The sequence below is a fragment of the Novosphingobium colocasiae genome (assembly GCF_014652555.1).
GTDB classification, from domain to species: domain Bacteria; phylum Pseudomonadota; class Alphaproteobacteria; order Sphingomonadales; family Sphingomonadaceae; genus Novosphingobium; species Novosphingobium colocasiae.
Genome location: NZ_BMZA01000002.1, coordinates 82,802 through 106,865, shown reverse-complemented (window position 1 = coordinate 106,865; position 24,064 = coordinate 82,802). Strand labels below are relative to the sequence as shown.

The 24,064-nt window shown below is 66.3% G+C and carries 27 protein-coding genes; 10 read left to right on the top strand and 17 right to left on the bottom strand.

All coding sequences use genetic code 11. The features are described 5' to 3' along the window. Positions 1-31 precede the first annotated feature (31 nt). Positions 32-2,761 carry an ATP-dependent DNA helicase gene (locus IE122_RS04335; protein WP_189619886.1) on the top strand — a complete coding sequence of 910 codons (2,730 nt, stop codon included), beginning with the start codon at positions 32-34 and terminating at the stop codon, positions 2,759-2,761. A 26-nt stretch (positions 2,762-2,787) separates the two neighbouring features. Next, positions 2,788-3,333 carry a SixA phosphatase family protein gene (locus IE122_RS04330; RefSeq protein ID WP_189619885.1) on the top strand — a complete coding sequence of 182 codons (546 nt, stop codon included), beginning with the start codon at positions 2,788-2,790 and terminating at the stop codon, positions 3,331-3,333. Between the two features lie 189 nt (positions 3,334-3,522). Here the strand turns inward: IE122_RS04330 and IE122_RS04325 are convergent, their stop codons facing one another. The 5 genes from IE122_RS04325 to rpmF all read right to left on the bottom strand — a co-directional run bounded on the left by IE122_RS04325 (position 3,523) and on the right by rpmF (position 6,593). After that, positions 3,523-3,933: a MerR family transcriptional regulator gene (locus IE122_RS04325; RefSeq protein WP_189619884.1), complete on the bottom strand. Its 411-nt coding sequence runs from the start codon at positions 3,931-3,933 to the stop codon at positions 3,523-3,525. A gap of 29 nt (positions 3,934-3,962) precedes the next feature. Next, complete coding sequence (locus tag IE122_RS04320) at positions 3,963-4,259, bottom strand: integration host factor subunit alpha (RefSeq protein ID WP_189620222.1); 297 nt, start codon at positions 4,257-4,259, stop codon at positions 3,963-3,965. Between the two features lie 94 nt (positions 4,260-4,353). After that, positions 4,354-5,328: a beta-ketoacyl-ACP synthase III gene (locus IE122_RS04315; RefSeq protein WP_308430409.1), complete on the bottom strand. Its 975-nt coding sequence runs from the start codon at positions 5,326-5,328 to the stop codon at positions 4,354-4,356. Next, positions 5,325-6,386, bottom strand: a complete 1,062-nt coding sequence (plsX, locus tag IE122_RS04310; RefSeq protein WP_189619882.1) for a phosphate acyltransferase PlsX — start codon at positions 6,384-6,386, stop codon at positions 5,325-5,327. Before plsX ends, IE122_RS04315 begins: the two co-directional genes overlap by 4 nt. Positions 6,387-6,413: 27 nt before the next feature. Next, positions 6,414-6,593 carry a 50S ribosomal protein L32 gene (gene rpmF / locus IE122_RS04305; RefSeq protein WP_189620221.1) on the bottom strand — a complete coding sequence of 60 codons (180 nt, stop codon included), beginning with the start codon at positions 6,591-6,593 and terminating at the stop codon, positions 6,414-6,416. Positions 6,594-6,755: 162 nt separating this feature from the next. On the opposite strand from rpmF, the gene IE122_RS04300 reads away from it, so the two are divergent. Next, complete coding sequence (locus tag IE122_RS04300; protein ID WP_189619881.1) at positions 6,756-7,148, top strand: MAPEG family protein; 393 nt, start codon at positions 6,756-6,758, stop codon at positions 7,146-7,148. 13 nt (positions 7,149-7,161) lie between these two features. Here the strand turns inward: IE122_RS04300 and IE122_RS04295 are convergent, their stop codons facing one another. After that, positions 7,162-7,839, bottom strand: coding sequence for an MBL fold metallo-hydrolase (locus IE122_RS04295; protein WP_308430403.1), 678 nt, complete (start codon positions 7,837-7,839; stop codon positions 7,162-7,164). Positions 7,840-8,118: 279 nt separating this feature from the next. Continuing rightward, positions 8,119-8,760 (bottom strand): S24 family peptidase, encoded by a 642-nt coding sequence (locus tag IE122_RS04290; protein ID WP_189619880.1) that lies wholly within the window; start codon positions 8,758-8,760, stop codon positions 8,119-8,121. A 98-nt stretch (positions 8,761-8,858) separates the two neighbouring features. Between IE122_RS04290 and IE122_RS04285 the strand changes: the two genes are divergently transcribed. Both IE122_RS04285 and IE122_RS04280 read left to right on the top strand, forming a co-directional pair. Then, positions 8,859-9,047 (top strand): hypothetical protein, encoded by a 189-nt coding sequence (locus IE122_RS04285; protein ID WP_189619879.1) that lies wholly within the window; start codon positions 8,859-8,861, stop codon positions 9,045-9,047. Continuing rightward, on the top strand, positions 9,037-9,408 hold the full coding sequence (locus tag IE122_RS04280) for a hypothetical protein (protein ID WP_189619878.1): 372 nt from the start codon (positions 9,037-9,039) through the stop codon (positions 9,406-9,408). The genes IE122_RS04285 and IE122_RS04280 overlap by 11 nt, the downstream gene beginning before the upstream one ends. Positions 9,409-9,442: 34 nt before the next feature. Here the strand turns inward: IE122_RS04280 and cysS are convergent, their stop codons facing one another. The 9 genes from cysS to IE122_RS04235 all read right to left on the bottom strand — a co-directional run bounded on the left by cysS (position 9,443) and on the right by IE122_RS04235 (position 18,777). Next, positions 9,443-10,894: a cysteine--tRNA ligase gene (gene cysS, locus IE122_RS04275; protein WP_189619877.1), complete on the bottom strand. Its 1,452-nt coding sequence runs from the start codon at positions 10,892-10,894 to the stop codon at positions 9,443-9,445. A 59-nt stretch (positions 10,895-10,953) separates the two neighbouring features. Continuing rightward, positions 10,954-11,616 (bottom strand): nitroreductase, encoded by a 663-nt coding sequence (locus IE122_RS04270; RefSeq protein ID WP_189619876.1) that lies wholly within the window; start codon positions 11,614-11,616, stop codon positions 10,954-10,956. Between the two features lie 112 nt (positions 11,617-11,728). Beyond that, positions 11,729-12,265, bottom strand: coding sequence for a DUF2846 domain-containing protein (locus IE122_RS04265; protein WP_189619875.1), 537 nt, complete (start codon positions 12,263-12,265; stop codon positions 11,729-11,731). Then, positions 12,265-12,765 carry a hypothetical protein gene (locus tag IE122_RS04260; RefSeq protein ID WP_189619874.1) on the bottom strand — a complete coding sequence of 167 codons (501 nt, stop codon included), beginning with the start codon at positions 12,763-12,765 and terminating at the stop codon, positions 12,265-12,267. Before IE122_RS04260 ends, IE122_RS04265 begins: the two co-directional genes overlap by 1 nt. Before the next feature lie 259 nt (positions 12,766-13,024). Then, a complete protein-coding gene (gene cobT, locus IE122_RS04255; RefSeq protein ID WP_189619873.1) occupies positions 13,025-14,839 on the bottom strand; it encodes a cobaltochelatase subunit CobT in 1,815 nt (604 codons plus the stop codon). Positions 14,840-14,916: 77 nt separating this feature from the next. Further along, on the bottom strand, positions 14,917-15,405 hold the full coding sequence (locus tag IE122_RS04250) for a hypothetical protein (RefSeq protein WP_189619872.1): 489 nt from the start codon (positions 15,403-15,405) through the stop codon (positions 14,917-14,919). Continuing rightward, positions 15,405-16,619 carry a phosphotransferase family protein gene (locus IE122_RS04245; RefSeq protein ID WP_189619871.1) on the bottom strand — a complete coding sequence of 405 codons (1,215 nt, stop codon included), beginning with the start codon at positions 16,617-16,619 and terminating at the stop codon, positions 15,405-15,407. The genes IE122_RS04250 and IE122_RS04245 overlap by 1 nt, the downstream gene beginning before the upstream one ends. 9 nt (positions 16,620-16,628) lie before the next feature. Continuing rightward, positions 16,629-17,942: an NADH:flavin oxidoreductase/NADH oxidase family protein gene (locus tag IE122_RS04240; protein ID WP_189619870.1), complete on the bottom strand. Its 1,314-nt coding sequence runs from the start codon at positions 17,940-17,942 to the stop codon at positions 16,629-16,631. A 94-nt stretch (positions 17,943-18,036) separates the two neighbouring features. Next, a complete protein-coding gene (locus IE122_RS04235; protein ID WP_189619869.1) occupies positions 18,037-18,777 on the bottom strand; it encodes an SDR family NAD(P)-dependent oxidoreductase in 741 nt (246 codons plus the stop codon). Positions 18,778-18,932: 155 nt separating this feature from the next. Between IE122_RS04235 and IE122_RS04230 the strand changes: the two genes are divergently transcribed. The 5 genes from IE122_RS04230 to IE122_RS04210 all read left to right on the top strand — a co-directional run bounded on the left by IE122_RS04230 (position 18,933) and on the right by IE122_RS04210 (position 22,872). Continuing rightward, positions 18,933-20,135 (top strand): alpha/beta hydrolase fold domain-containing protein, encoded by a 1,203-nt coding sequence (locus IE122_RS04230; protein WP_189619868.1) that lies wholly within the window; start codon positions 18,933-18,935, stop codon positions 20,133-20,135. A 160-nt stretch (positions 20,136-20,295) separates the two neighbouring features. Next, entirely contained in the window at positions 20,296-20,985 is a 690-nt protein-coding gene (locus IE122_RS04225) for a 3-oxoacid CoA-transferase subunit A (protein ID WP_189619867.1), read from the top strand. A 17-nt stretch (positions 20,986-21,002) separates the two neighbouring features. Further along, complete coding sequence (locus IE122_RS04220) at positions 21,003-21,653, top strand: 3-oxoacid CoA-transferase subunit B (RefSeq protein WP_189619866.1); 651 nt, start codon at positions 21,003-21,005, stop codon at positions 21,651-21,653. Beyond that, positions 21,650-22,450, top strand: coding sequence for an enoyl-CoA hydratase/isomerase family protein (locus tag IE122_RS04215; protein ID WP_189619865.1), 801 nt, complete (start codon positions 21,650-21,652; stop codon positions 22,448-22,450). The genes IE122_RS04220 and IE122_RS04215 overlap by 4 nt, the downstream gene beginning before the upstream one ends. A gap of 206 nt (positions 22,451-22,656) precedes the next feature. Further along, on the top strand, positions 22,657-22,872 hold the full coding sequence (locus tag IE122_RS04210) for a hypothetical protein (protein WP_189619864.1): 216 nt from the start codon (positions 22,657-22,659) through the stop codon (positions 22,870-22,872). 206 nt (positions 22,873-23,078) lie between these two features. On the opposite strand, the gene IE122_RS04205 is transcribed toward IE122_RS04210, so the two are convergent. Next, the gene (locus IE122_RS04205) at positions 23,079-24,062 is read right to left on the bottom strand and encodes an NAD(P)H-dependent flavin oxidoreductase (RefSeq protein WP_189619863.1); all 984 of its coding nucleotides are present in this window, start codon (positions 24,060-24,062) and stop codon (positions 23,079-23,081) included. Positions 24,063-24,064: the final 2 nt, after the last annotated feature.

Sequence of the window (24,064 nt, the reverse complement as noted above, 5' to 3'; positions counted from 1 at the left end):
CGCCACCCCCCGTGCCCCTAAGCCCGCTGGCATGAGCGCCGCCCCTCTCCGCGTCCTGCCCGCGCTTCACGCCAGCCACGCCGGCTGCTGGGCGCGCGTGGACGACTTGCCGACGCGCGCCATCTCCAAGGGCGAGGCGGTGACCGCCGCCGCCGATACTCCGCATCTCGTGCTCAATGCCCCGGTGCTGGCCAGCCGGCTGGGTTATCCCGACCTGTCGGGGCTGGACCTGCTCGAACTCTTCGCGTTCGTGCACCCGGCCCGGTTCATGGTTCCCACCCCCAAGGGGCTTGCCCATGCGCTGGGGCTGGCCGAACCGGCCAACGACGCGGCGGTGCCTGCCCTGCTTCAGGAAGCGGCGGCACATCTCCTCGCCACCTGCGCCGCGCCGGACTGGGCCGAGCGCGAGGGCGCATGGACCGCGCTGCAATCACTGATCCGCATGCGCTGGCCCTGGGCGACGCTGCTCAACCCGGTGATCGAACGCCCCGCACGCGCCGAGCGCTGGCTGTTCACCCGGCTGCCCGAGTGGGACGAGGCCGGCGAGCAGCACCAGCCCCGCCAGGTGACGCTGGACGATGCGTCCGTGCTCGATCGCCTGGCCGATCTGACCGGCCGCGATGCCGAGCAGCGGCCCGGCCAGCGGAACTATGCCATCGAAGTCGCCCGCGCCTTCGCGCCGCGCGCCCGTGCCGGCAATCCGCACGTGGTGCTGGCCGAGGCCGGGACGGGGATCGGCAAGACGCTGGGCTATCTGGCCCCGGCATCGCTGTGGAGCGAGCGGTCGGACGGTACGATCTGGGTATCCACCTTCACCAAGGCGCTGCAGCGCCAGTTGCGGCAGGAAAGCGCCCGCGCCTGGCCCGAGCGCCGGGCTGACGGCAGCGCCCCGGTGGTCCTGCGCAAGGGGCGCGAGAACTATCTGTGCCTGCTCAACCTGGAGGACGCGCTGCAGGGCGGGTTTGCCGGGCGCGCCGCCATTCTGGCGCAACTCGTCGCCCGCTGGGCCGCCTATTCGCGCGATGGCGACATGATCGGCGGCGATCTGCCCGGCTGGCTGGGCACGCTGTTCCGCCAGCGGGCCATCGCTTCGCTGACCGACCGGCGCGGCGAATGCATCTATGCCGGGTGTCCGCATTTCCGCAAATGCTTCATCGAGCGGGCCAGCCGTGCCAGCGCGCAGGCCGATCTTGTGATCGCCAATCACGCGCTCGTCATGGTCAACGCCGCGCGCGGGCGCGATCATGCCGCCCGCCCCACCCGCGTGGTGTTCGACGAAGGGCACCACCTGTTCGACGCCGCTGACGCCACCTTCGCCGCCGCCCTGACCGGCGCGGAGGCGATCGAGTTGCGGCGCTGGGTGATCGGCCCGGAAAAGTCCGCACGCGGCCGTCGCCGGGGTCTGGCCGCGCGGCTCGCCGATATCGCCAGCTATGACGAAGCGGGCAGCCTGGCGATCGCCGCCGCGCGCGAGGCTGCCGAGGCCCTGCCCGGCGATGGCTGGATGCAGCGGCTGGCCGAAGGCGCGCCATGGGGGCCGGTGGAGGAACTGCTCGCCGCCGTGCGCGCAGCCGTCTACGCGCGGGACGAGAGCGGCGGGCAGGACGCCGGCTACGGCCTCGAAACCGAAGCCGCCGGGCTTGACGGCGCGTTGGTGGAAAAGGCGCAAGGCGCGCGCGCCGCGCTGGCCGACTTGCGCCTGCCGCTGATCCGGCTGGGCGTGCGGCTGGAAGCGCTGCTGGAAGAGCCGCCGGACTGGCTCGACGGCGCGGGCCGCGCCCGCATCGAAGGCGCGCGCCATTCGCTGACCTGGCGGATCGACATGATCGGCGCATGGGAAGCCATGCTCGATCGGCTCGGCGGCGCGGCGGATGCGGAATTCGTCGATTGGCTGGCGGTCGATCGCTCCGAAGCGCGCGAGTACGATATCGGTATCCACCGCCACTGGCTCGATCCCATGAAGCCGTTCGCCCGCACCGTGCTGGAACCGGCGCATGGCGTCGTGCTGACCAGCGCGACGCTGCGCGATGGCGAGGACTGGCGCGCCGCCGTTGCCCGGTCCGGTGCCGGTCACATCGAGGTTGCCCCACACCTCACCGCGCACGAAAGCCCGTTCGATTATGCACAGCAGGCCGAAGTGCTGATCGTTACCGATGTCCCGCGCGGCGATATCCCGGCGCTGGCCGGGGCCTATGCCCGGCTGTTCGAGGCTTCGGGCGGCGGCGCGCTGGGCTTGTTTACCGCGATCCGCCGGCTGCGCGCGGTCCACGGCCGCATTGCCGACCGGCTCGCTCGGCAAGGACTGCCGCTTTACGCCCAGCATGTCGATCCGATCGATACCGGCACCCTGGTCGATATCTTCCGCGACGATCCTGCCGCCTCGCTGCTCGGCACCGATGCCCTGCGTGACGGCATGGACGTGCCCGGTCATTCGCTGCGGCTGGTGGTGATGGAGCAGGTGCCGTGGCCACGCCCGACGATCCTCCACCGCGCGCGCCGCCTTGCCAATGGCGGCCCCGCTTATGACGACAGCCTGATTCGCGCGCGGCTGGCGCAGGCGTTCGGCCGGCTGATCCGCACCCGCGCCGATCGCGGCCATTTCGTCGTCCTGTCCTCGGCGTTTCCCTCGCGGCTGCTGTCGGCCTTTCCCAAGGGCACGCCGATCCGGCGCGTACCGCTGGAAGAGGCTTTGCAGCGCATCGCCAACCACGCTTGCGGGCAATTGCCGATTGACGCACCCGACGTCCGCCCCGCAAGGTGACCCTCCACCCGGATGAAAACTGCCCCATGAAAATTCTCGGCCTGTTCCGCCACGCCAAGTCAGACTGGAACGACGCACGCCTGCGCGATTTCGATCGCCCGCTCAACGCGCGCGGGCGGGCCGGGGCGGAAGTGATGGGCAAGTACGTGCGCGAACATGGCGTGCCGTGGGCGCGCTTCGTGGCATCGCCCGCCGTGCGCGTCACCCAGACCATGGAAATCGCCGCCAAGGCCGCGCGGATCACGCCGCACGTGGTGTGGGACCGGCGCGTCTACCTCGCCAATTCGGAGACGTTGATCGAAGTCCTGCGCGAACAGGAAGGCGATCCGCCATCGATAATGCTGTGCGGCCACAATCCCGGGTTGGAAGACCTGATCTTCGACCTGGTCCCCGACGACGGCAGCAACCCGCTGCGCGACGAGGTGGAAGAGAAATTCCCCACCGCCGCCTTCGCGGTTCTGGAACTGGATATCGAGAACTGGGACGATGTGACCGAAGGCTGCGCCCGGCTGGTCCACCTTGTCCGCCCGCGCGATCTGGACCCGTCACTAGCGCCCCAGCTTAGTGATTGAAGTGTGGGCTGTGCGAGCCCACCCCGTCCGGCTACGCGGCAAGCCGCCAAGCCTTCCGGCCTTCCCGTGTACGGGAGGGCGTACTCGAGTTTCCCCGCCCGCTTGCGGGAGGGGAGCGAGACTTAGGCCTTCGGCCTTAGTCGCAGCGGGGTGGGCCAGCGCCACCGCCGCACGCCAAAGCGCCTGTTTTCAGGCCTCGGCGAGCGCTTTCGCCAAACCGTCACGGATGCGGGCCAGTTGGTCCGGCCATTCTGCTCCTGCCCTTGGCGCGACGGGCTGAATTGCGGGCATCGGTAACGGTTCTGCCGGCACCGATGCCGCTTCCCCGGATGCACCCTGCAACGCCAGCCGTGCGCCGCGCAAGGTATAGCCTTCCTTGTGGACCAGCCGATCGATCCGGGCGATCATCGCCACATCATCGGGGCGGTAATAGCGCCGCCCGCCGCTGCGCTTGACCGGGCGCAGCGATGGGAACTGGTCTTCCCAGTAGCGCAGCACATGCTGGCGGATGCCAAGCGCCTTGGCCACTTCGCCGATCGTGCGCATGGCCCCGGGGTCTTTCCCGTCATCGTATCCCAGGCGGGACAGATCGTCGTCCATGGCCGTGCGCCTCCTGTGTGACCGTGAGGTCAGCCGTCGATGATCTTGTCCTTGAGCATCTGGCTGGCGCGGAAGGTCATGACCCGGCGCGGGGTGATCGGCACTTCGATGCCGGTCTTGGGATTGCGGCCGACGCGCTCTCCCTTGTCGCGCAGAAGAAACGTGCCGAAGCCCGAAATCTTCACGTTTTCGCCGTTTTCGAGCGCGCTGCCCATGTGCTGGAGGATGGATTCCACCATCGACAGCGATTCCGCCCGCGACAAGCCCAGCTTGCGGTGGATGGTTTCGGCGATCTCCGCCCGCGTGAGTGTTTCGGTAGAGGGTATCAAGCGCAATTCCCCTTTGAGCACTTGCTCCTAGGGTAATGATATGGATCGGGAAACAAAAAGCAATGGCCGTGAACGGCAAGCTTTTCCCGCGTTAGATCCGGATCAGGCTGGCACCCCAGGTGAAACCGCCACCCATCGCCTCCAGGACGACGAGATCGCCCTGCTTCACGCGCCCGTCGCGCGTCGCCTTGTCCAGTGCCAGCGGCACCGAGGCGGCGGAGGTGTTGGCGTGTTCCGCGACGGTCATGACGACCTTTTCGCGCGGCAGGTTCAGCTTTTTCGCCGTACCTTCGAGAATGCGGGCATTGGCTTGGTGCGGGACCAGCCAATCGATATCGGCCGGGGTAAGCCCCTCATCCGCAAGGACTTCGTTCAGCACGTCGGCCAGATTGGTGATCGCGTGGCGGAACACCTCGCGGCCCTTCATGCGCAGCTTGCCGACCGTCCCCGTGGTCGACGGACCGCCATCGACGAACAGCAACTGGTTGTGCGCGCCATCGGCGTGGAGCCGGGTGGAGAGTATCCCGCGCGGCTGGGCGGCACCGTCATCGTCGCGCGCTTCGAGCACGACCGCGCCGGCACCATCGCCGAACAGGACGCAGGTGGTGCGATCTTCCCAATCGAGAATGCGGCTGAAAGTCTCCGCCCCGATCACCACGGCGCGGCGCGCCATGCCGGTGCGCAGCATCGAATCGGCAACGCCGAGCGCGTAGAGGAAGCCCGAACAGACCGCCGCGACATCGAAGGCGATGCCGCCGGGGCAACCCAGGCCATGCTGGACGATCGTGGCGGTAGCCGGAAAGGTCTGGTCCGGGGTGGCGGTGGCAAGAATGATGAGATCGACGGTGGCGGCATCGATCCCGGCCGCCTCGATCGCGTTCTTCGCGGCAGCGAGCGCCAGCGTGGAGGTGGTCTCGTCCTCGGCGGCGATATAGCGGTTGGTGATGCCGGTCCGCTCGACGATCCACTCGTCGCTGGTATCGACGCGTTCGGACAGTTCGGCGTTGCTGACCGCCTGGCGCGGCAGCGCCGAACCGGTGCCGATGAGGACGGACCGCAGCATCAGACGCGCACTTCCTGCGCCGCATTCTTGCGCAGCGAATTCTCGCCCACGCGGGCCAGACTTGCGGTGATCCGCTCGGTCACGTTTTCCTCCAGAAGCCGCGCGGTAACCGCCACGGCATTTGCGACACCGACCGCGTTGGCACTGCCGTGGCTCTTCACGACCAGGCCGTTCAGCCCGAGGAAGACGCCGCCGTTGTGATTGTTCGGGTCAAGGTGATGTTTGAGCAGCTCGGTCGCCGGGCGCGAGATCAGGAAACCGACCTTGGAACGCAGCGAGCTGGAAAATCCGCGCCGCAGCAGGTCGGCCACGAACCGCGCCGTGCCTTCCACCGCCTTGAGGGCGATGTTGCCCGAAAATCCGTCAGTCACCACCACGTCGACATCGCCGCGACAGATCTTGTCCGCCTCGGTGAAGCCGTCGAAGGAAATCTGGAGATCGGGCCCGGCGGCCTTGAGGGTGGCGGCGGCATCGCGCAGCAGCTCTGTGCCCTTGATTTCCTCGGTCCCGATGTTGAGCAGGCGCACGCGCGGCGTTTCGCGCCCGGTGACGACCCGTGAATAGGCCGCGCCCATGATCGCGAACTGCACGAGATTGCGGCTGTCGCACTCGGTATTGGCACCAAGGTCGAGCATGATGACGTCATTATCGCCCAGCGTCGGCAGCAACGCTGCCAGCGCCGGCCGGTCGATCCCGGGCAGCGTGCGCAAGGTGACCTTGGCGATGGCCATCAGTGCGCCGGTATTGCCGGCGCTGACGGCGGCTCCGGCGTCACCCGCCTTCACCGCCTGGATCGCCATTCCCATCGACGTGGACTTGGCCCGGCGCAGCGCCTGGCTCGGCTTGTCCTCGCCGGTGATCACCCCTTCGGTGTGCAGGATTTCCGAAGAAGCCCGCAAGTTGGGGTGATTTTCGAGCGCGGCCTTGATCCGCGTCTCATCGCCGACAAGCAGGAACTTGAAGCGGTCATGACGGCGACGCGCGAGCGCAGCGCCTTCGATCATGACGCGAACGCCTTCGTCGCCGCCCATCGCATCGACAGCGATACGCGGCAGACTCATCAGGCTGTCTCCGTTCCCTGTGAGGGCTTAGATTTCGACGGCGACGATTTCGCGACCGTTGTAGTGGCCGCAGGCATTGCACAGGTTGTGCGGACGCTTGAGTTCACCGCAGTTCGAGCATTCGTGGAATGCCGCGACCGTCAGCGCATCATGGCTGCGGCGCATGCCCCGGCGGGAGGGGCTCGTTTTTCTCTTAGGGACAGCCATTTCGGCACCTGTTCCTGCAAATTGCGTGTCTGTCAAAAAGGCCGCCGGGAACCGTTCGGGACCGGCGGCTTGCGAAGGCGCGCCTATAACCGATTTCACGCGAGTTGCAACCCGTTCGTCCGTGCGTCATGCAGCCCCGGCAATCGGGAAAAAGAGACAAGCATGATTCTGCAAACAACGCTGAGCCTGGCCGCCGCCGCCGCGATCATCAACCTGTGGCTGGCGATGCGCGTGGCGGCGGTGCGCCGCAGCGCCAAGGTTCTCCACGGCGATGGCGGCGACGCCCTGCTCGGCCAGCGCATCCGCGCGCAGTTGAACTATGTGGAAAACACGGTGTTCGTGCTGATCCTTTCCGGGCTGATCGAGATGACCGGCAAGGGTGGCCGCTGGCTGGCCTTCGTCGGCGCGGCCTATATGCTCGCCCGCGTCGCCCATGGCTTCGGGATGGACAAGCTGGTGGTGAACCCGGCCCGGATGCTGGGCTATCTCGTCACAATGCTGACGCTGATCGGCCTTTCCGCGGTCGCGGTGCTGATCGCGCTTCAGGTGATCTGAAGGCCGAATCGCCTCAGGCCAGGGCGCGATCGCTGACGAAGGGGTTGCTGGCCCGCTCCTGACCGAAGGTGCTGACAGCGCCGTGCCCGGGGATGAAGGTCGTCTCCTCGCCCAGCGGCCACAGCTTCTGGGTGATGGACGCGATGAGGTCCGCATGGTTGCCGCGCGGGAAATCGGTGCGGCCGATCGATCCCTGGAACAGCACGTCGCCGACGATCGCCAGATGCGATGCCGGATGGTGGAACACGACGTGGCCGGGCGTGTGGCCGGGGCAATGGATGACATCGAGCACCAGTTCGCCCACCGTCACCTGATCGCCGTCGACCAGCCAGCGATCGGGCTCGAAGACATGGCCTTCCATCTGCCACTTGCGGCTGTCATCGCCCAGTTGCGCGATCCAGAAGCGATCATCCTCGTGCGGGCCTTCGATCGGCACGCCGGCTTCCTTCGCCAGTTCGCCGGCCATGCCGCAGTGATCGAGATGGCCGTGGGTGACGAGGATCTTTTCCAGCGTGACCCCGGTCTTCGCCAGCGCCTCGCGCAGCTTGGCCAGATCGCCGCCGGGATCGACGAACGCGCCGCGCATCGTCCGGGTGCACCAGATCAGCGAGCAGTTCTGCTGAAACGCGGTCACAGGAATGATCGCCGCGCGCATGGGCGGCTGAGGCTGCGGGGAGTTGGCTTCGCTCATGCCGCCGGACATGGCGCGCCGCGCGCGCGTTTGCAACCGGGGGCCTGACTAGCGCCAATGCGTCTCGACTTCGCTCGACACGAACGGGGATGGGCGCGCAACTGAAAGCCTGACGCACTGGTCACCAAAACCAAACAGCCGTCCACGCTGAACGCCTCCCCACAGTCGTCGTCCCGGACCTTGATCCGGGACCCCGCTTTTCTTCGGCAACGCAGGTCCGAAAGCGGGGCGCTGGTCAAGCCCGGGGCGACGATACGATATTGTTCTATTTGTATTATATTACAGCCGGCCGCCCTTCCAGACGACCCGGCCGACGATCTCGGCCTCGCCGGGGGCGCATTCGATCGGGCGGTAGGCGGGATTGTCGCTCAGCAGCGCGATCCGGCCGCCGCCGCCGGCTGCTACCCGCTTGACCAGCAGGGTATCGCCCAGCCGGACCACGTGCACCCCGTCGCGCAGCGGGGCCGGAGTGCAATCGACCAATATCTCGTCGCCATCGCGCAAGGTCGGCTCCATCGAATCGCCTGTTACCGAAATCGCCGAAAGCCGATCGGCGTGCAGGCCCTGCGTCCGCAGCCAGCTTGCCGAAAACCGCAAGGCCCCGGTGATGCGACCGTCCGCCGCCACCGCGCCCGGCCCGGCCGAGGCGCTGGCATCAAGGCGCGGCACGTCGAGCCATTCACCGCGCAGGCCACTGCTTGAGGAAAAATCCTGTGATCCGCCGAGTTCGCTTTGCGCGACGCCGAAAAAGCGCGCGAGCCGTGCCCGATCGTCCTCCTCCAGCTTGCGCGGGGTGCCGCGTTTGACGAACTGCTGAAGGTAGGCAGCATTCTTGCCGATCATCCGCGACAGCGCGGACAAGCTGACCCCGCTGGCCCGGGCAAGGTCCAGCAGCCGCTGGCGGGGATCGCTGGTGTCCATAATGTAATCCTAGACGAAGGAATTTTCCTAGACAAGTAGGATTTCACTTGGAACATATAGAGAACAGAATCGACCGCAACAATTGAGGAGAGCCAGCCATGCTGATTCGCCAGATCGAAAAATTCCTGGAGGAGACAGCGATGCCCTCCACCAAGTTCGGCCGCCTCGCCGCGCACGACCCGCGCTTCGTGGGCGACTTGCGGAACGGCCGCACTCCCCGCGCCCGCACCCGGACGCGGATCGAACGCTTCATGAATCAATACCGGGAGACCGCCGATGCACTGTGAGCAAGACCAGACCCGCTTTACCCGGCGTGCCGATCCGCTGCTGCCGCGCCGCAGCCCATGGCTGGCGTTGCTATCGCAGGTGATGGCACTGGCGCAGGGCCAGGGCCAACTGCTGCGCCACGCAGAACGCGGCTGGACCAGCGCGACGTTCACCGGCTCGCGCCACGTCATCGAAATGGAGTTTACCGGGAGCGAGGCGATCGCAGCGGGGGAACACTATATCCGCACCCTGCCCGACCATGAATTTGCGGTGCCCGGCCACCTGGTGGCCGATGCCACGATCATCGAGACCGACCACACCCAGCTACCGCAACCGCGCCTGACGATCACCGCCGAACTGCTGTTGGTCGAGGACGCCTGACACTTGGCAAGGGCCGCGCGATTGCGGCCCCGCATCACCCGAGCTGCCACTCCCAGCCGAGCGGATCGCCGTCCATCACTTCCACGCCCTGTGCGGCGAGTTCATCGCGCAGGGCGTCGGAAGCGGCGAAGTCCTTGTCGGCGCGGGCGGCGCGGCGGCGTTCGAGAATGTCCTCTATCGCGGCTTCGGCGATCGTCGCCGCTTTCGGGCGCAGGCGCAGATCGGCACGGGTCAGCCGGAACAGGCCAAGGCCGAGCACCGCATCCATCGCCTCTGCCACCTCGCGCTTGGCGGCCGGATCGACCTTCTTGGCGGCCAGCACTTCGTCCAGCGTCGTCAGCGCGACGGCGGTGTTGAGATCATCGCTCAGCGCGGCATCGAACTTGTCGAGCAGCGGATCAAGCTTGGGGTGTGCCCCCTCCCCCGCCGGCACATCGCGCAGACGTTCGGCCGCCATCAGCATCCTTTTCAGCCGGGTCAGCGCCGCCGCCAGCCCTTCCCAACTGAACTCCAGCTCGCTGCGATAATGCGCCTGCAGGCACAGCAGGCGATAGGCGAGCGGGTGATAGCCCTTGTCGATCAGCAGTTGCAGCCGCAGGAACTCGCCCGAGGACTTGCTCATCTTGCCCGAGCGTTCGACAAGAAAATTGTTGTGCATCCACCAGTTGGCCCCGGAATTGGCTGCCACGTCGAGGCCGTTGGCGCAGCAGAACGCCTGGTTCTGCGCGATCTCGTTGGGGTGGTGTATCTCGCGGTGATCGATCCCGCCGGTGTGGATATCGAACGGGAAGCCCAGCAGTTCGCCCGACATGACCGAGCATTCCAGATGCCAGCCCGGCGCACCCCGGCCCCATGGCGAATCCCATTCCATCTGCCGCTTTTCCCCGGGCGGGGTCTTGCGCCAGATCGCGAAATCGGCGGCGTTGCGCTTGCCTTCGACCGCCTCGATCCGCCCCGCGCCATCCTCGGTCACGGCGCGGGCGAGGCGGCCGTAATCGGCGACGCTGGCGGTGTCGAAGTAAAGCCCGCTGTCCAGCTCGTAGCAGTGCCGGGGGGCGATCTTGCGGGCGAACTCGATCATGCGCGGCACATAGTCGGTGGCGATCGACCAGTGCGCCGGCTCGCGGATGTTCAGCGCGCGGATATCGGCCCAGTAGGCCTCGGTATAGTGGCGGGCGATGTCCCAGATCGACTGCGCCTGCTGCGCCGCCATCTTCTCCATCTTGTCCTCACCGGCATCGGCATCGTCGGTCAGATGGCCGACATCGGTGATGTTGATGACATGCGTGAGGGCATAGCCTTTGAAGGTCAGCGTGCGCCCCAGCACATCGGCGAACACATAAGCGCGCATGTTGCCGATATGGGGATAGTTGTAGACCGTCGGCCCGCAGGTATAGACCCGCGCCTCGCCGGGATGGACCGGCCGGAACGGCTCCGCCGTGCGGGTGAGGCTGTTGTAGAGCGTAAGCGGGTGGGCCTGGGTCATGGGCGGCTCATTGCGCGGCTTCGCCGGTCAGGTCAACGCCCGGCCATGACCCATCCGACTCAGAACCCGAGGAACGTCACCTGCTGGTCGAGCGGCAGGCGCGGGCGTTCGAAGGTGTTGACCGGCGCATCCGGATCGCGATGGCCGATGGCGAGCCCGCAGAACAGGATGTGCGTCTCGTCCGAAACGCCGATGTGATCCTTGATCAGCCGGGCGTGGAGCGACAGGTATTCCTGCGGGCAACTGTCGAGCCCCTCCTCGCGCAGCAGCAGCATGATGGTCTGCAGCCACATGCCGACGTCGGACCACTGCGGCGGGCCCATGAAGCGCTCGAAATAGCAGACCAGCACCACCGGCGCGCCGAACGAGACGAGGTTTTCGCGCATGAATTCCTCCCGCGCCGCCGCGTCATCGCGCGAAACCCCGAGCGCGCCATACATCCGCGCGCCCACTTCCTGAAGCCGGGAGAGGTGGCGCGGCGAGGCGTTGGGTTCGGAAAAGCTGTATTCGATCGGGTCCTGCGGCTTGGCCGCCAGCATCTTGTCCTGCATCGCCCGCAGCGGCTCACCGGTCAGCACGGTGGCCAGCCAGGGCTGGAAATTGCACCCCGACGGCGTCATCCGCGCCCGATCGAGAACGCGCGTGACCGTTTCCAGATCTACCGGGGTGTCAAGAAAACTGCGCACGGTGCGGCGGCTGGCGACGGCATCGGAAACGATCAAGGGATTCTCCGGGTTTCGAGGCAGCCACAGGCGCCGGTCGGCCGTGTTGCTAGAAAGCGGCAGCGTCGCGGTCAAGCGCGGAGCGGACCTTCGCCGCTCCGCGCTTGAGGACTCAGTTTGTCGGAGCGGCGGGTGCAGCAGCCGCCTGGGCAGCGACTCGTTCAGCCGCACGCATCGCGCCCGGTCCGGGGCCCATGTCGGCATCATCGACGGGCCGATCCGTACCCGCCTTCACGAATGCTTCGCGCGTGGAAGGCTGCAGGTCAGGACGCCCGGCCATCATGCCCATCTTGATCTTGCACATGGCATACTGCGTTTCGTCGGGCTCCACTTCAAGCGCGAGAAAATCCTTTGCCTCGCTCTTGACCATGTATTCGTGCCGGCCAGGTTCCGTCACGAGAATGAAATAGCGGCCAGCCCCCAGCGAGCTGATCTTCTGACCGTTTTCGTTGACCGCACAGCCCATGGCGGCACCCATGATCGTGCCGGTGCGATAGAACACGATCTGACCCTTGCCCGGCGGCGGCGCGGGGATGACCACTTCGGCTTTGTCTGTAGCGGCTGATGCCGGAACGGCGGCTGCTGCAACCGCAATTCCGAAGGCCGATGCCAGCCAAAGGTTACGCCCGGCGCGTGCCAAATATTTCATTATTGCTTTGTCCCTTCTGATTGAACCTTGGTATCGACCAGCACAGCCGGCGGCGCTTGCGGCGTGACGGCACTTTCCGCCACAGCGAAGTCTTCGGCCACCTTGGCACCGGCGATCGTGCCCGACGGCACATCGACTTCGCTGCCCTTCATCAGCCAGCCGCCCACCGCACCGGCCAGCCCGGCCACGGCAGCCAGCGTTGTCGCTGCCTGATTGTGATTTTCGCCGCTGCCGCCCAGCCTGAGCGACCGCAGGTGCAGTTCCCGCCCGTCCACGGTCAGAACCCGCGCCGCCAGCACCAGCTCCCCGGCGGCCCCGCTTCCCCCCGCCTTCTTGGCGTGAACGACCTCGCCCCATCCGCTCGCCCCGGCAGGCACCAGAGTGCGGCCGTCGATGACGATGGCTTCGTACAGGTGGATCGGAAACCGGTCGAAAGTCTTGCTGATGCGGCTGCCCAGCGCACCGTCGATCTGCAAGGTTACCGGCGTGAGCTTCGGCACTACCGGCCCTGAGATGGGCGCAATGCTGTCAGCGGGTGAAGGCTCTGTTACTGTCGCAGCGTTTTGCGGATCGCCCGGTAATGCACAGGCATCGCTGACGCAAAGGGTCGCGCTGGCAAGGAAGGCAACACCCCCGATAAGTTTCATCACACCCCCGCCGCGAAGTATACTTGGCCAACTTCCCGCCAGCGGCGTTACCACGCCCTAAACCCAGGTCAAGATCCGCAGTCCGGGATTACAATTCTTTCACAAGCCCGATTCACTCTTCCTCGAACAGCCCCGCCAACTGTTCGATCATCGTGCCGCCCAGTTGCTCGACATCCATGATCGTCACCGCGCGGCGGTAGTAACGGGTCACGTCGTGGCCGATGCCGATGGCGACGAGTTGGATCGGGCTCTTGTCCTCGATCCATTCGATCACCCGGCGCAAGTGCGCTTCGAGATAGCCGGCGCTGTTGACCGATAGGGTGGAATCGTCGACCGGCGCGCCGTCGGAAATGACCATCATGATGCGCCGCTCCTCGGGCCGGGCGAGCAGGCGGGCATGCGCCCACAGCAGCGCCTCGCCGTCGATGTTCTCCTTCAGCAGGCCCTCGCGCATCATCAGGCCCAGGTTCAGCCGGGCGCGGCGATAGGGTTCATCCGCCTTCTTGTAGATGATGTGGCGCAGATCGTTCAGGCGGCCGGGCTGCGGCGGCTTGCCGCCGGCCAGCCATTGTTCGCGGCTGAGGCCGCCCTTCCACGCGCGGGTGGTGAAGCCGAGAATCTCGACCTTGACGCCGCACCGCTCCAGCGTGCGCGCCAGCACATCGGCGCTGATCGCGGCGATCGAGATCGGCCGCCCGCGCATCGAGCCGGAATTGTCGAGCAGCAGGGTAACCACGGTGTCCTTGAACTCGACATCGCGCTCGACCTTGTAGGACAGCGACTGCCCCGGAGAGACCACGACACGCGCCAGCCGCGCGGCATCGAGCACGCCCTCTTCCTGATCGAAATCCCACGACCGGAGCTGCTGCGCCAGCAACCGGCGCTGCAGCCGGTTGGCTAGGCGCGTCACCACGCTCTGCAGGTTCTTGAGCTGGGCATCGAGATAATCGCGAAGCCGCGCCAGCTCGTCCTCGTCGCAAAGGTCCGACGCGCTGACGACTTCGTCGAACGCCTCGGTGAACACCTTGTATTCGAAGCTTTCGGGAATTTCGGTCCACGGGCGGTTCGGGCGGACCGGCATCATGCCGTCCTCGCCGTCCTCGCTGACGTCGCCGTCCTCGTAGTCGTCCGTGGTTTCGGTCTCGCCCTCGCCGTCGTCACTCTCGCCTTCGGCGCTGGGGTCAGCCGCCATTTCGGGCTGCTGCTGATCGGCCTGATCGTCGTTGCCAGGCTGATCGTCGTCCGTCTCGTCCTCGCCGTCGGAGGTATCGTCGTCCTCGTTCGGCTCCTGCGGCAGCTCGGCGCGGGTCAGTTCCAGGTGCTGGAGCATGTCGAGCGCGAGCGACTGGAACGCGGCCTGATCGTCAAGCGCGGTGGCCAGCCGTTCGAAATCGGCACCAGCCTTGTCCTCGATCCACTCGCGGACCATGGCGACGCCGGGTTCGGCCGCGGCAGGCACCGGCTGGCCGGTCAGCTTCTGCCGCAGCAGCAGCGCCAGCGCCGCCTGTACCGGCACTTCATCGGGCCGGCCAGCGCGGGTGATCGGATCGCCGCCCATCCGCACCATCAGCGCCGCATCGAGATTGTCGCGCATGCCGGCATAGGCGTTGGAGCCGAGCGCTTCGTAGCGCACCATCTCCACCGCGTCATAGCAGGCACGCGCCGCCGGCTCGGCCGGGGCACCGCGCATGTGCAGCCGGTCGTTATGGTGGCGAAGCTTCAGCGCGAAACTGTCGGCAAAGCCGCGCGCCTGCATCGCCGCTTCGCGCGGGACCGCGCGGCCGGGCATCGGCAGTCGGAACGTCGCGCCCGAAGAACTGGGCGCATCCGCCGTCCAGTTCACCTCCACCTCGTCGTTGTGCGAGATGGCGCGGCTGGCACCGGCCAGCACGGACTTGAAGCGATCGGTGGGAGATTCGTCAGCCATTGTGCAGTGCGACTAGCGCAGCTTGGCCCGGGGGTCCAATGCGGATGGGCGGCGGCGGGTCGGGAAACCCTCCCGCTTCAGCGCTCCAACAGGTGCTCCAGCGTCGGTCGCCCGGCGGGATCGACTTCGAAGCCCATCGGCGCGAACCAGGCGCGGGCGAGGTCGGTCTGCTGCCTGGCGACGTCCAGCACCGCGCGCGACAGGTCCTTGTTCCCCGGATCAGCGGCAACCGCCTGTTCGGCGGCGTCGAGGATGCCCAGGCGCAGCGCATCCATCGCCGCGCCATCGGCACCGCTGTCCAGCAGGGCCTGCGCCTCCTCGGCCAGCGCCGCCAGGGCTCGTCCGCCGGCGGCCGCCACTTGCGTCGCCAGTGCCTGCGCGTTTTCCAGTTCGCGCACCACGCGGCGGCGACGCAGCGGCAGGCGGGTGCGGACGAAATCGACCGTGGCCATCGCCAGATGCAACTGCTCCAGCGCCACCGCGTTGGCGGGATCGATCGCCGGGGCGACCACTTCGCGCAGCGCCTTGGTGGCCGCTGCCAGTTGCAGTTCGAGATCGGGGACCATCAGAGCACCTCCTCAAGCGTATCGCGCAACGCCCCGCTGATGACATGGCCGATCGATGCCAGCCACGCGACCAGCACGTCCTGATGGCTCTTGCCGTGCATCGCCACGCGGCAGGCGGTGGCCAGCATGTGCACGCAGGATGCGAAGTCGTTATAGACGCGGAAGTATTTCAGCCGCGCCGGATCAACCGTCAGGCCCGATGCCTTCTCGTAGCGTTCGAACAGTTCATCGCGCGGCAGCAGGCCGCAGGCGAGGAAGGTCCGGCCATCCTCGGCGAAGTGGCCGAAGTGATGGCCGCTCAGCCAAGACAGGTCCTGATGCCGGTCGCCGATGACGGCCAGTTCCCAGTCCAGCCATGCAGTGATCTGGCGGCTGTCCTCATCGAACAGGAAGTTGCCGGCGCGAAAGTCTCCGTGCACCGCCGAGGCATGGTCCAGCACCGGGGCATTGGCGACCAGCCATTGCGCCGCCAGTTCGACCAGCGGCATCGCTTCGGGCCGGTCTTCCTCCCACACCCGCCGCCACCACATCACTTGCCGGACGATGCCCGCGTTTGACCCGACCGCTGCCGGTTCGAACGCGGTCAACCCGGCGAGCGTGGCCGCCGGGGCAGTGTGGACCCTGGCGAGATGCTCGACGAACTGCTGCGCCAGCACCGGCCGCAGTTCGGGACCGAAGTTGGTGCCGATCCCGGTCACCTGCACGCTCGGCCGCGCGCGCGGCTTGGCCACCCCTTGCGCCAGCGCGTAGATGATCGCGGGGTGGGGCATGATTTCGCCCAGCTCATCGATCCAGTAACATTCGGGCACCGGCACCACACCGCGCATCGCCTGCAGCATCTCGAACTCGCGCCGCCGGCTGGTCTCGACGATCGAGGCGGCCGGCTGCATGCGCACCACCATCGGCGTTACGCGCGGTTCGCCACATTCGAGTCCGCGCCAGTGCAAATCGAATGCCATCTGCAATTTCGAAGCCCCGCCACCCAGCCAGCGGGCGCGGCTGATCTGGAAATCGGGCCCGATCTCGCGTTCGATCAGCGTCCGGGTGCTGTCCACCAGTTCATCAAGGCCGACCGGGCGGTGCGCGCCGGATGCGCGATCGCGCAGCTTGGCGGTCAGCACACGGTCCATTTCCGGCTCCACCGGGAACCGCGCGCGCACTGCGGCGATAAAGCGATCGTCGGGTGCCCAGCGCGCCGCGTCGGCCTGTGTCATCGTGCTTCCTCAGCCGGCGGGTTGCAGTTCGCCGCGCGCTTCCCGGCGCGCCATCTCGCGGCTGCGCTCCAGGTCCTCGAACGCGCCGGGTGCGTCTTCCAGCGACAGCCCCCAATCGATATCCTCGCCCTTGCCCAGGTTGGTGAGCTGGACGTACATCCAGGCAAGCTGGAAATTGGATTCCATCAGGTTGAACTCGCGGTCGTCCAGCTTGCCGACATAGGCCGCACGATCGAGCAGCATCGTTTCCTCGATCATCGGCACTTGCGTGATCTCGCCGCGCAGCAGCCTGGCGGGAAAATCGGTAGAGGCGCAGAACGGGCGGGCCAGGCCGATCACGTCGGTGGCATTTTCGGCCAGCGCTTCGTCCATGTTGTCGCGCGTGCGGAACCCGCCGGTGATCATCAGCGGCATCTTCGCCACCGGGCGCACGCGGCGGGCATAATCCATGAAATAGGCCTCCCGCCGCAGTGTCCGTTCGGCCTTCTTGCGGGCCAGCGGCTGGTTCTCCCCGATCGCCCCGATCATCGCCGGGGCATTGTAATTGCCTCCCGAGACTTCGAGCAGATCGAGATTTTCAGCGTTGAGCATTTCGATCACCGCCATGGACTGATCCATATCGAACCCGCCCTTGTGGAAATCGGCGGAGTTCATCTTCACGGACACCGGGAAATCGGCACCCACCGCCCGACGGATCGCGCGCAGGCTTTCGATCAGGAAGCGGGCGCGGTTTTCCAGGCTGCCGCCCCATTCGTCCGTGCGCGTATTGCACAGCGGGCTCAGGAACGAGGAGGCCATGAAGCCGTGCGCGGCATGAAGCTGGACACCGGAAAACCCGGTCTCACGCGCAATCGCGGCAACCACGCCGAAGCGTCGGATCAGGTCCTCGATCTGCGAACCGGTCATCGCCCGGGGCATGCCGAAGCCTTCGGGCGGCAGGCCTTCCATGTTGGCCGAAGGGCCGAGCGGGTGCTTCTGCACATCGATCGGAGTCTGCCGGCCGGGCTGGTTGATCTGCATCCACAACTGGTTGCCGGCCACCTGCCCCGCCTCCGCCCAGGCGCGCAGTTCGGCCATGCCGCCGTTGTTGTCGATGACGATATTGCCCGGCCGCTCGCGGTGCGAATAATCGACCATGACGTCGCCGGAAATCAGCAGTCCCGCGCCGCCTTCGGACCAGCGCCGGTACAACGTCCGGTTGAGCTCCGAAGCATGCCCCAGCGGCGTCGCCAACCCTTCCTGCGTGGCCGATTTGCCGATGCGGTTGGGAATCGTCGTGCCGCAAGGCAGGCGCAGGGGCGTATCGAGGGTAGCTGCCGTCACGTTCACCTCTCAAGCTGAAGTCGGGGAAAACTGGCCTTGCCCGCCGGTATCGATCGGCACCCGCCGCGCCATACGGCCGCGGGTGCCGTCCGGATCAGAGGCCGGTGCCGCCGTCCATGGTCATTTCCGATCCGGTGACGTAGCCCGACATGTCGCTGGCGAGGTAGATCACCGGTTCCACCACGTCGTCGGTCGAGCCGATCCGGCCGAGCGGCACGGTCTTGGCGATTTCGACCATGAAGTCCGCTTTGCCCTCAGGGCCGGCGATCATCGGCGTTTCGATCAGGCCGGGGTGGATCGAGTTCACGCGGATGCCGAACGGCGCCAGCTCGCGCGCCAACCCCTTGGTCATGCCGGTCACCGCGTATTTGGTGGCCTGGTACGCCACCATGTCAGGATAACCGCGCTGCCCCGCGCCAGAGCTGATGTTGACGATCGATCCGCCGCCGTTTTCCTTCATGGCCGGGACGACCGACTTGATCCCCAGGAACGTGCCGAGCTGGTTGACGTTGAAATGCGCGACGAAGGTCGCTTTGCTCGTCTCCGTGACCGGCCCCGGCGAGAAAATCCCCGCGTTGTTGACGAGGATATCGACCTTGCCGAACGCATCGATCGCCGCCGCGACCACGGCCTGCCACTGGTCTTCATCCGAAACGTCATGAATCATCGCCCGGGCATCGTCACCCAGCGACTTTGCCAGATCCAGCACCTCGGCCTTCACATCGGTAATCATCACCTTGGCACCTTCGGCCACAAAGGCCTTCGCCTCATGCGCGCCTTGTCCCTGCGCAGCGCCGGTGATGATCGCAACTTTGCCTTGAAGTCTCTTCGCCATTGCTTTGTCCTCTCTCCCGATTGCCCGAGGTGATACACAGACCATCTGGTCAATGCCATAACCATATGCGAATTTTTTTCGAACTTTCTATTCCGGGAATGCCGCACTAACGTGTGGATCACAAGACCGCTAAACGGCGACACGATGGAGAGTTCATGACCGAGAAGGAAGCCAGAGAGCGCACTGTCGCGATGTTCCGCGAAGCGACTCCGACCCGAGTGGACGCTCCGATCGAAGAATGGCGGCAAGGGTTCTCGGCGATGGCCGCAAAGATCCCGCTGCCTGCCGATCTGGCGATCGAACCCTGGACCGTCGCCGGCGTGCCCGGCTACCGCGTGGCCGCGCCCGGCGTCGATCAGGGGCGGATCGTGGTGCACTTCCACAGCGGCGGCTACGTCATGGGCTGCGCGCACGATTACCGCGAATTCGGTGGTCGCCTTTCGGCCGCTTGCGGCGCGCCGGTGTTCGTTCCCGATTACCGGCTGGCACCAGAGCACGTCTATCCCGCCGCCGCCGAAGACGGCCTCGCGATCTACACCGCGCTGCTGGAGCGATTCGCGCCCGGCCAGATTATCCTCAGCGGCGATTCCGCCGGCGGTGGCCTGTGCATGTCGACGCTGCTGGGTGCCCGCGACGGCGGCCTGCCGCAGCCGGCCGGAGCCATCGCCATCTGCCCGCTGCTCGATCTCGCCGGCGAGGGCGATAGCGCCGATATCCCGAGCGACCCGCTGATCGGGCGCGACCTGATCGTCGGGATGGGCTCGGTCTACATCGGCGAGCGCGACCCGCACGAACACCCCCGCGCCTCGCCGTTGTGGGGCGAACACCACGGCCTCGCCCCGCTCTATCTCCTCGCCAGCAGCTCCGAGGCGCTGCGTGACGACGCGGTGCGATTGGCCGCATCGATCGGCCGCGCCCAGGGCAAGGTGCGCCTGTCGCTCTACCCCGATGTCGTCCACATCTGGACCTTCTTCCCCTTCCTCGAATCCACCCGCGAGGCGATGGGCGAGATCGCCGGCTTCGCGCGCGATTGCTGGGGCAGCGATGCCACGGCGGCGAAGGTCGAGCCGGGTTATCTCATCGTCCAGGCCAGCATCAGCGACCCCGAAGGCTTCGGCCCCTATGTGGCCGCCGTGCAGCCGCTGATCGCCGCGCATGGCGGCAAGATGGTGGTGCGCGCCTTTGATCCGCCGGTGCTCGAAGGCGAATGGCCATGGCAGACATTCGCCGTCCTCCAGTTCCCGAGCGCCGAGGCGATCAACGCCTTCTGGTACTCTCCGGAGTACGCGGAGGTAATCAAGCTGCGCGACGGCGTCGCGCAATTCCAGGTTCTTTCGGTCTCGAACGCGCCCGCCTGACGGGCGGGACAAGGGGCATGTGCGCGGCCGATCGGTGCGGCCGCGCATTTTCCCTTGCGACGAAGGCAGTCCGCCTCTATTTATCCGATATTTAGTCGGGTTTATAACAGGTGCCAAGGAGCGTTCGCGTTCCGCCGCGCAGCGCGAGAGGACGCGAGGGATGATCAACAAGATCAAGAGGTCCATTGCAGAGGCCGTGGCCGACCTGCATGACGGGGCGGCCATCATGATCAGCGGGTTCGGCGACGCCGGGTCCCCGCACGAGCTGATCCAGGCGGTGATCGACCATGGCGCGACCGATCTGACGATCATCAGCAACAACGCCGGATCGGGGGAAACCGGCATCGCCGCCCTGCTCAAGGCAAACCGCATCCGCAAGGTGATCTGCACATACCCGCGCATGGCCGCCTCGCATCATTTCGAAGCACGTTACCGCGCCGGCGACGTGGAACTGGAACTGGTCCCCCAGGGCAACCTGGCGGCGCGCATCCAGGCGGCCGGATCGGGGCTGGGCGCGGTCTACACCCCCACAGGCTACGGCACGCTGCTGGCAGAAGGCAAGGAAACGCGCGAGATCGACGGGCGCAACTACGTCCTCGAATACCCCATCCACGCCGATTTCGCGCTCATCAAGGCACAGGCCGGTGACCGCTGGGGCAATCTGGTCTATCGCAAGGCGGCGCGCAATTTCGGCCCGATCATGGCGATGGCGGCCAGGACCACCATCGTCCAGGTTGCCGAATTGCGCGAACTGGGCGAACTCGATCCGGAAACCATCGTCACCCCCGGCATCTTCGTCAACCGGCTGGTCCAGGTCACCCCGCGCAGCGCCGCTGCGGCTGCAGCCTGAAGGCAGGAGCAACGAACATGGAACGCATGAGCCGCGAAGCAATGGCCGCCCGCGTCGCCCGCGACATTCCCGAAGGTGCCTATGTCAACCTCGGCATCGGCCTGCCGACGCGGATCGCCAACTACCTGCCGCAGGACAAGGACGTGTTCCTGCAGAGCGAGAACGGCATCCTCGGCATGGGGCCCGCCCCTGATGATGACGATATCGACTGGGACCTGATCAACGCCGGCAAGCAGCCGGTCACCCTGCTGAGCGGCGGATCGTTCTTCCACCATGGCGACAGTTTCACCATGATGCGCGGCGGCCATATCGATATCTGCGTGCTCGGCGCATTCCAGGTTTCGGTCTGCGGCGATCTCGCCAACTGGCACACCGGCGCACCCGATGCGATCCCCGCCGTCGGCGGCGCGATGGATCTGGCGATCGGGGCCAAGCAGGTGTTCGTGATGATGGACCTGTTGACCAAGACCGGCGAAAGCAAGCTCGTCCCGGCCTGCACTTACCCGCTCACCGGCCTCGCCTGCGTCTCGCGCGTCTACAGCGACCTTGCCATTTTCGACCTGGGGCCCGATGGCGCGCGCGTGATCGAAATGGTGGATGGGATGACGTTGGATACCTTGCGCGAACTGACTGGCGTCCCGCTCGAAAGCGCCTTGCTCCCGGCATGAGCAGCCGCCACGAATTCGGTGCGTTCACGCTCGAGGTGCGCGACGATGGCGTCGGCATCGTCACGTTCTGGCGTCCGCCGGTCAACGCCGTCTCGATCTCGGTCTATGAGGACATCGGCCGTTTCGCCGATCATGTCAGGGGCGACCAGCGGATCAAGGTCCTCGTCATCACCGCGCCGGACGAGGCGCGGGCCTGGTGCGGCGGGGCGGACCTGCACGAATTCAAGGGGATGACGATGGAACGGCGCAAGGAGCGCTATGCCTTCATCAACGAACAGCTACCCCGCTTCCACCAGATCGACCGGCCGATGATCGCCGCGATCCGCCACCCCGCCGTCGGCGTCGGGGTGATGCTGGCGGGCATGTGCGATCTGCGGGTCGCCAGCGAGGACGCGCGCTTCGCCTGCCCCGAGGTGGATTACGGCCTGATCGGCGGCAGCGCCGGCCTGTTCGCAACCTTGCGCATGCCCGAGGCGAAAGTGCGCGAAATGGTCTACACCGGCCGCGCCTTCACCGCCCGCGAACTGGAATCGACCGGCTTCTTCAACTACGTCGTCCCGCGCGCGGCGGTCCTGCCCATCGCGCTTGACATGGCCGCCCACATCGCCCGCAAGCCCATGCCCGCCCTGCGCGCGCGCAAGCTCGCCTCGCTGATGTGGGAAGGCTCGGAATGGATGGATGCCTATCTCGAAGCGCAGGAATTGTCCTACGCACTGATCGAAAGCCCGGAAAGCAGCGCGGCGGTGCTGGCGGCGCTTGAAAGCGGCAAGAAACGACGCCCGCGCGGACAAGGCTGAGGCGGCGCTGGTCGGCGCTCTCCCGCCGCGCCGCACATGATATTACCCCGATTTTCCGATACTTACTTCGTCATCCCCGCGCAGGCGGGGACCCATCTCCCGCCCTGTCGCGCATCGATCCACAGCCAGCAGGCGCGCTGTCGCAAGGGCGGGCACGCATCAAGGCAAGGCCATTCGCCTGTTTCCTACAGACATCCCGTTCAGGCATGATTGGCGCCGCTCTTTCCCATCGTCATCCGAAAACCCCCATGCTCATGCGCACGCTGGCCGTTACAGAGATTTCCTCGCCCATTGTCATCGCCTTGGCGACCGATGGTGGAATGAGGCGAAGAACAACAGAAAAAGGGTTCACGCAAAGGCGCGAAGGCGCAGAGCTGCTGCGCAGCGCCGCAGGCTTCGTTCCCGCCTCAACGGTGAGGTAAACGCATCGTCGAGTAAAAGTGCGGCTGCGCCGCAGGCACGACACCTCAGCGCCTTTGCGCCTCTGCGTGAACCGCTTCCATGTTTTATGGTTTTTTCAACGCACACTGTAACTTTTGCAAAGAGGCTATATCGTATTGTTATATATGAATATTATGCGGATTTCGAAAGTTACACACTGTAACCTTTGTAAACTTCGAAGGGGCCGTCAGTGCGCCAGCATCGCCGCCAACCGCCCGCCGATGATCTCGCGCGCCTCACGCACGATGCGCTCGATCAGGTCGGCGCAAGTCGGGATGTCGTGGATCAACCCCTGCGCCATGCTGGACCAGTAGATGCCGCTGTCGAGATCACCCGACTTCAGCAGTTCCTTGCCCTTCAGGCCACTGACCAGTTGGGCCACGTCCTCGAACCTGGGTTCGGGCACGGCAAGCCGGCGCAGCACTTCCTGCGAGACCGAATTGCGGCCCACCCTGGCGCTGTTGCGGAACGGACGGAACAGGAGGTCGGTGTCGGTCTCGCTGCCATCGACATAGGCCTGCTTGACCCGATCGTGGATCGGCGCTTCGACCGTGGCGCAAAAGCGGGTGCCCATGTTGATACCATCGGCCCCCAGCGCCAGCGCGGCGGCAAGGCCGCGCCCGTCGGCAATCCCGCCGCTGGCGATCACCGGCACGTCCAGCGCATCGACCGCCGCCGGGATCAGCACCAGCCCCGGCACGTCATCCTCGCCGGGATGGCCTGCGCATTCGAAGCCATCGATCGACACCGCGTGAACGCCATACTTCTGCGACGACACCGCGTGGCGCACCGAAGTGCACTTGTGGACCACGGTCATCCCCCGCGCCAGCAGCATGTCCCACACGCCGCGTACTTCGGGGGTGCCGGCCGTCTCGACCACGGTGACACCGGCATCGGCCACCACATCGACGATCGCTTCGTAATCGGGCGGCCGCATCGTCGGAAAGACCGAGATGTTGACGCCGAACGGCGCGTTCGTCAGCGACCGGCACAGCGCCAGTTCCTGCGCCAGGGCCTCGGGATCGGGAAAGGTCAGCGCGGTGATGAGCCCCAGCCCGCCGGCGTTCGACACCGCCGAGGCGAGCGAGGCGTAGCCGACGTTCTGCATCCCGCCCTGCACGATCGGATAGCGGATGCCCAGCAGGTCGGTGATGCGGGTCTTCAGGGTCATCG

What these genes read in the sequence shown, in the direction of transcription:
- IE122_RS04335 (WP_189619886.1), top strand. Translation starts at nt 32, where the DNA reads ATGAGCGCCGCCCCTCTCCGCGTCCTGCCCGCGCTTCACGCCAGCCAC.
- IE122_RS04330 (WP_189619885.1), top strand. Translation starts at nt 2,788, where the DNA reads ATGAAAATTCTCGGCCTGTTCCGCCACGCCAAGTCAGACTGGAACGAC.
- IE122_RS04325 (WP_189619884.1), bottom strand. Translation starts at nt 3,933, where the DNA reads ATGGACGACGATCTGTCCCGCCTGGGATACGATGACGGGAAAGACCCC.
- plsX (WP_189619882.1), bottom strand. Translation starts at nt 6,386, where the DNA reads ATGAGTCTGCCGCGTATCGCTGTCGATGCGATGGGCGGCGACGAAGGC.
- rpmF (WP_189620221.1), bottom strand. Translation starts at nt 6,593, where the DNA reads ATGGCTGTCCCTAAGAGAAAAACGAGCCCCTCCCGCCGGGGCATGCGC.
- IE122_RS04300 (WP_189619881.1), top strand. Translation starts at nt 6,756, where the DNA reads ATGATTCTGCAAACAACGCTGAGCCTGGCCGCCGCCGCCGCGATCATC.
- IE122_RS04295 (WP_308430403.1), bottom strand. Translation starts at nt 7,839, where the DNA reads ATGAGCGAAGCCAACTCCCCGCAGCCTCAGCCGCCCATGCGCGCGGCG.
- IE122_RS04290 (WP_189619880.1), bottom strand. Translation starts at nt 8,760, where the DNA reads ATGGACACCAGCGATCCCCGCCAGCGGCTGCTGGACCTTGCCCGGGCC.
- IE122_RS04285 (WP_189619879.1), top strand. Translation starts at nt 8,859, where the DNA reads ATGCTGATTCGCCAGATCGAAAAATTCCTGGAGGAGACAGCGATGCCC.
- IE122_RS04280 (WP_189619878.1), top strand. Translation starts at nt 9,037, where the DNA reads ATGCACTGTGAGCAAGACCAGACCCGCTTTACCCGGCGTGCCGATCCG.
- cysS (WP_189619877.1), bottom strand. Translation starts at nt 10,894, where the DNA reads ATGACCCAGGCCCACCCGCTTACGCTCTACAACAGCCTCACCCGCACG.
- IE122_RS04265 (WP_189619875.1), bottom strand. Translation starts at nt 12,265, where the DNA reads ATGAAATATTTGGCACGCGCCGGGCGTAACCTTTGGCTGGCATCGGCC.
- cobT (WP_189619873.1), bottom strand. Translation starts at nt 14,839, where the DNA reads ATGGCTGACGAATCTCCCACCGATCGCTTCAAGTCCGTGCTGGCCGGT.
- IE122_RS04250 (WP_189619872.1), bottom strand. Translation starts at nt 15,405, where the DNA reads ATGGTCCCCGATCTCGAACTGCAACTGGCAGCGGCCACCAAGGCGCTG.
- IE122_RS04245 (WP_189619871.1), bottom strand. Translation starts at nt 16,619, where the DNA reads ATGACACAGGCCGACGCGGCGCGCTGGGCACCCGACGATCGCTTTATC.
- IE122_RS04235 (WP_189619869.1), bottom strand. Translation starts at nt 18,777, where the DNA reads ATGGCGAAGAGACTTCAAGGCAAAGTTGCGATCATCACCGGCGCTGCG.
- IE122_RS04230 (WP_189619868.1), top strand. Translation starts at nt 18,933, where the DNA reads ATGACCGAGAAGGAAGCCAGAGAGCGCACTGTCGCGATGTTCCGCGAA.
- IE122_RS04225 (WP_189619867.1), top strand. Translation starts at nt 20,296, where the DNA reads ATGATCAACAAGATCAAGAGGTCCATTGCAGAGGCCGTGGCCGACCTG.
- IE122_RS04220 (WP_189619866.1), top strand. Translation starts at nt 21,003, where the DNA reads ATGGAACGCATGAGCCGCGAAGCAATGGCCGCCCGCGTCGCCCGCGAC.
- IE122_RS04215 (WP_189619865.1), top strand. Translation starts at nt 21,650, where the DNA reads ATGAGCAGCCGCCACGAATTCGGTGCGTTCACGCTCGAGGTGCGCGAC.
- IE122_RS04210 (WP_189619864.1), top strand. Translation starts at nt 22,657, where the DNA reads ATGATTGGCGCCGCTCTTTCCCATCGTCATCCGAAAACCCCCATGCTC.
- IE122_RS04205 (WP_189619863.1), bottom strand. Translation starts at nt 24,062, where the DNA reads ATGACCCTGAAGACCCGCATCACCGACCTGCTGGGCATCCGCTATCCG.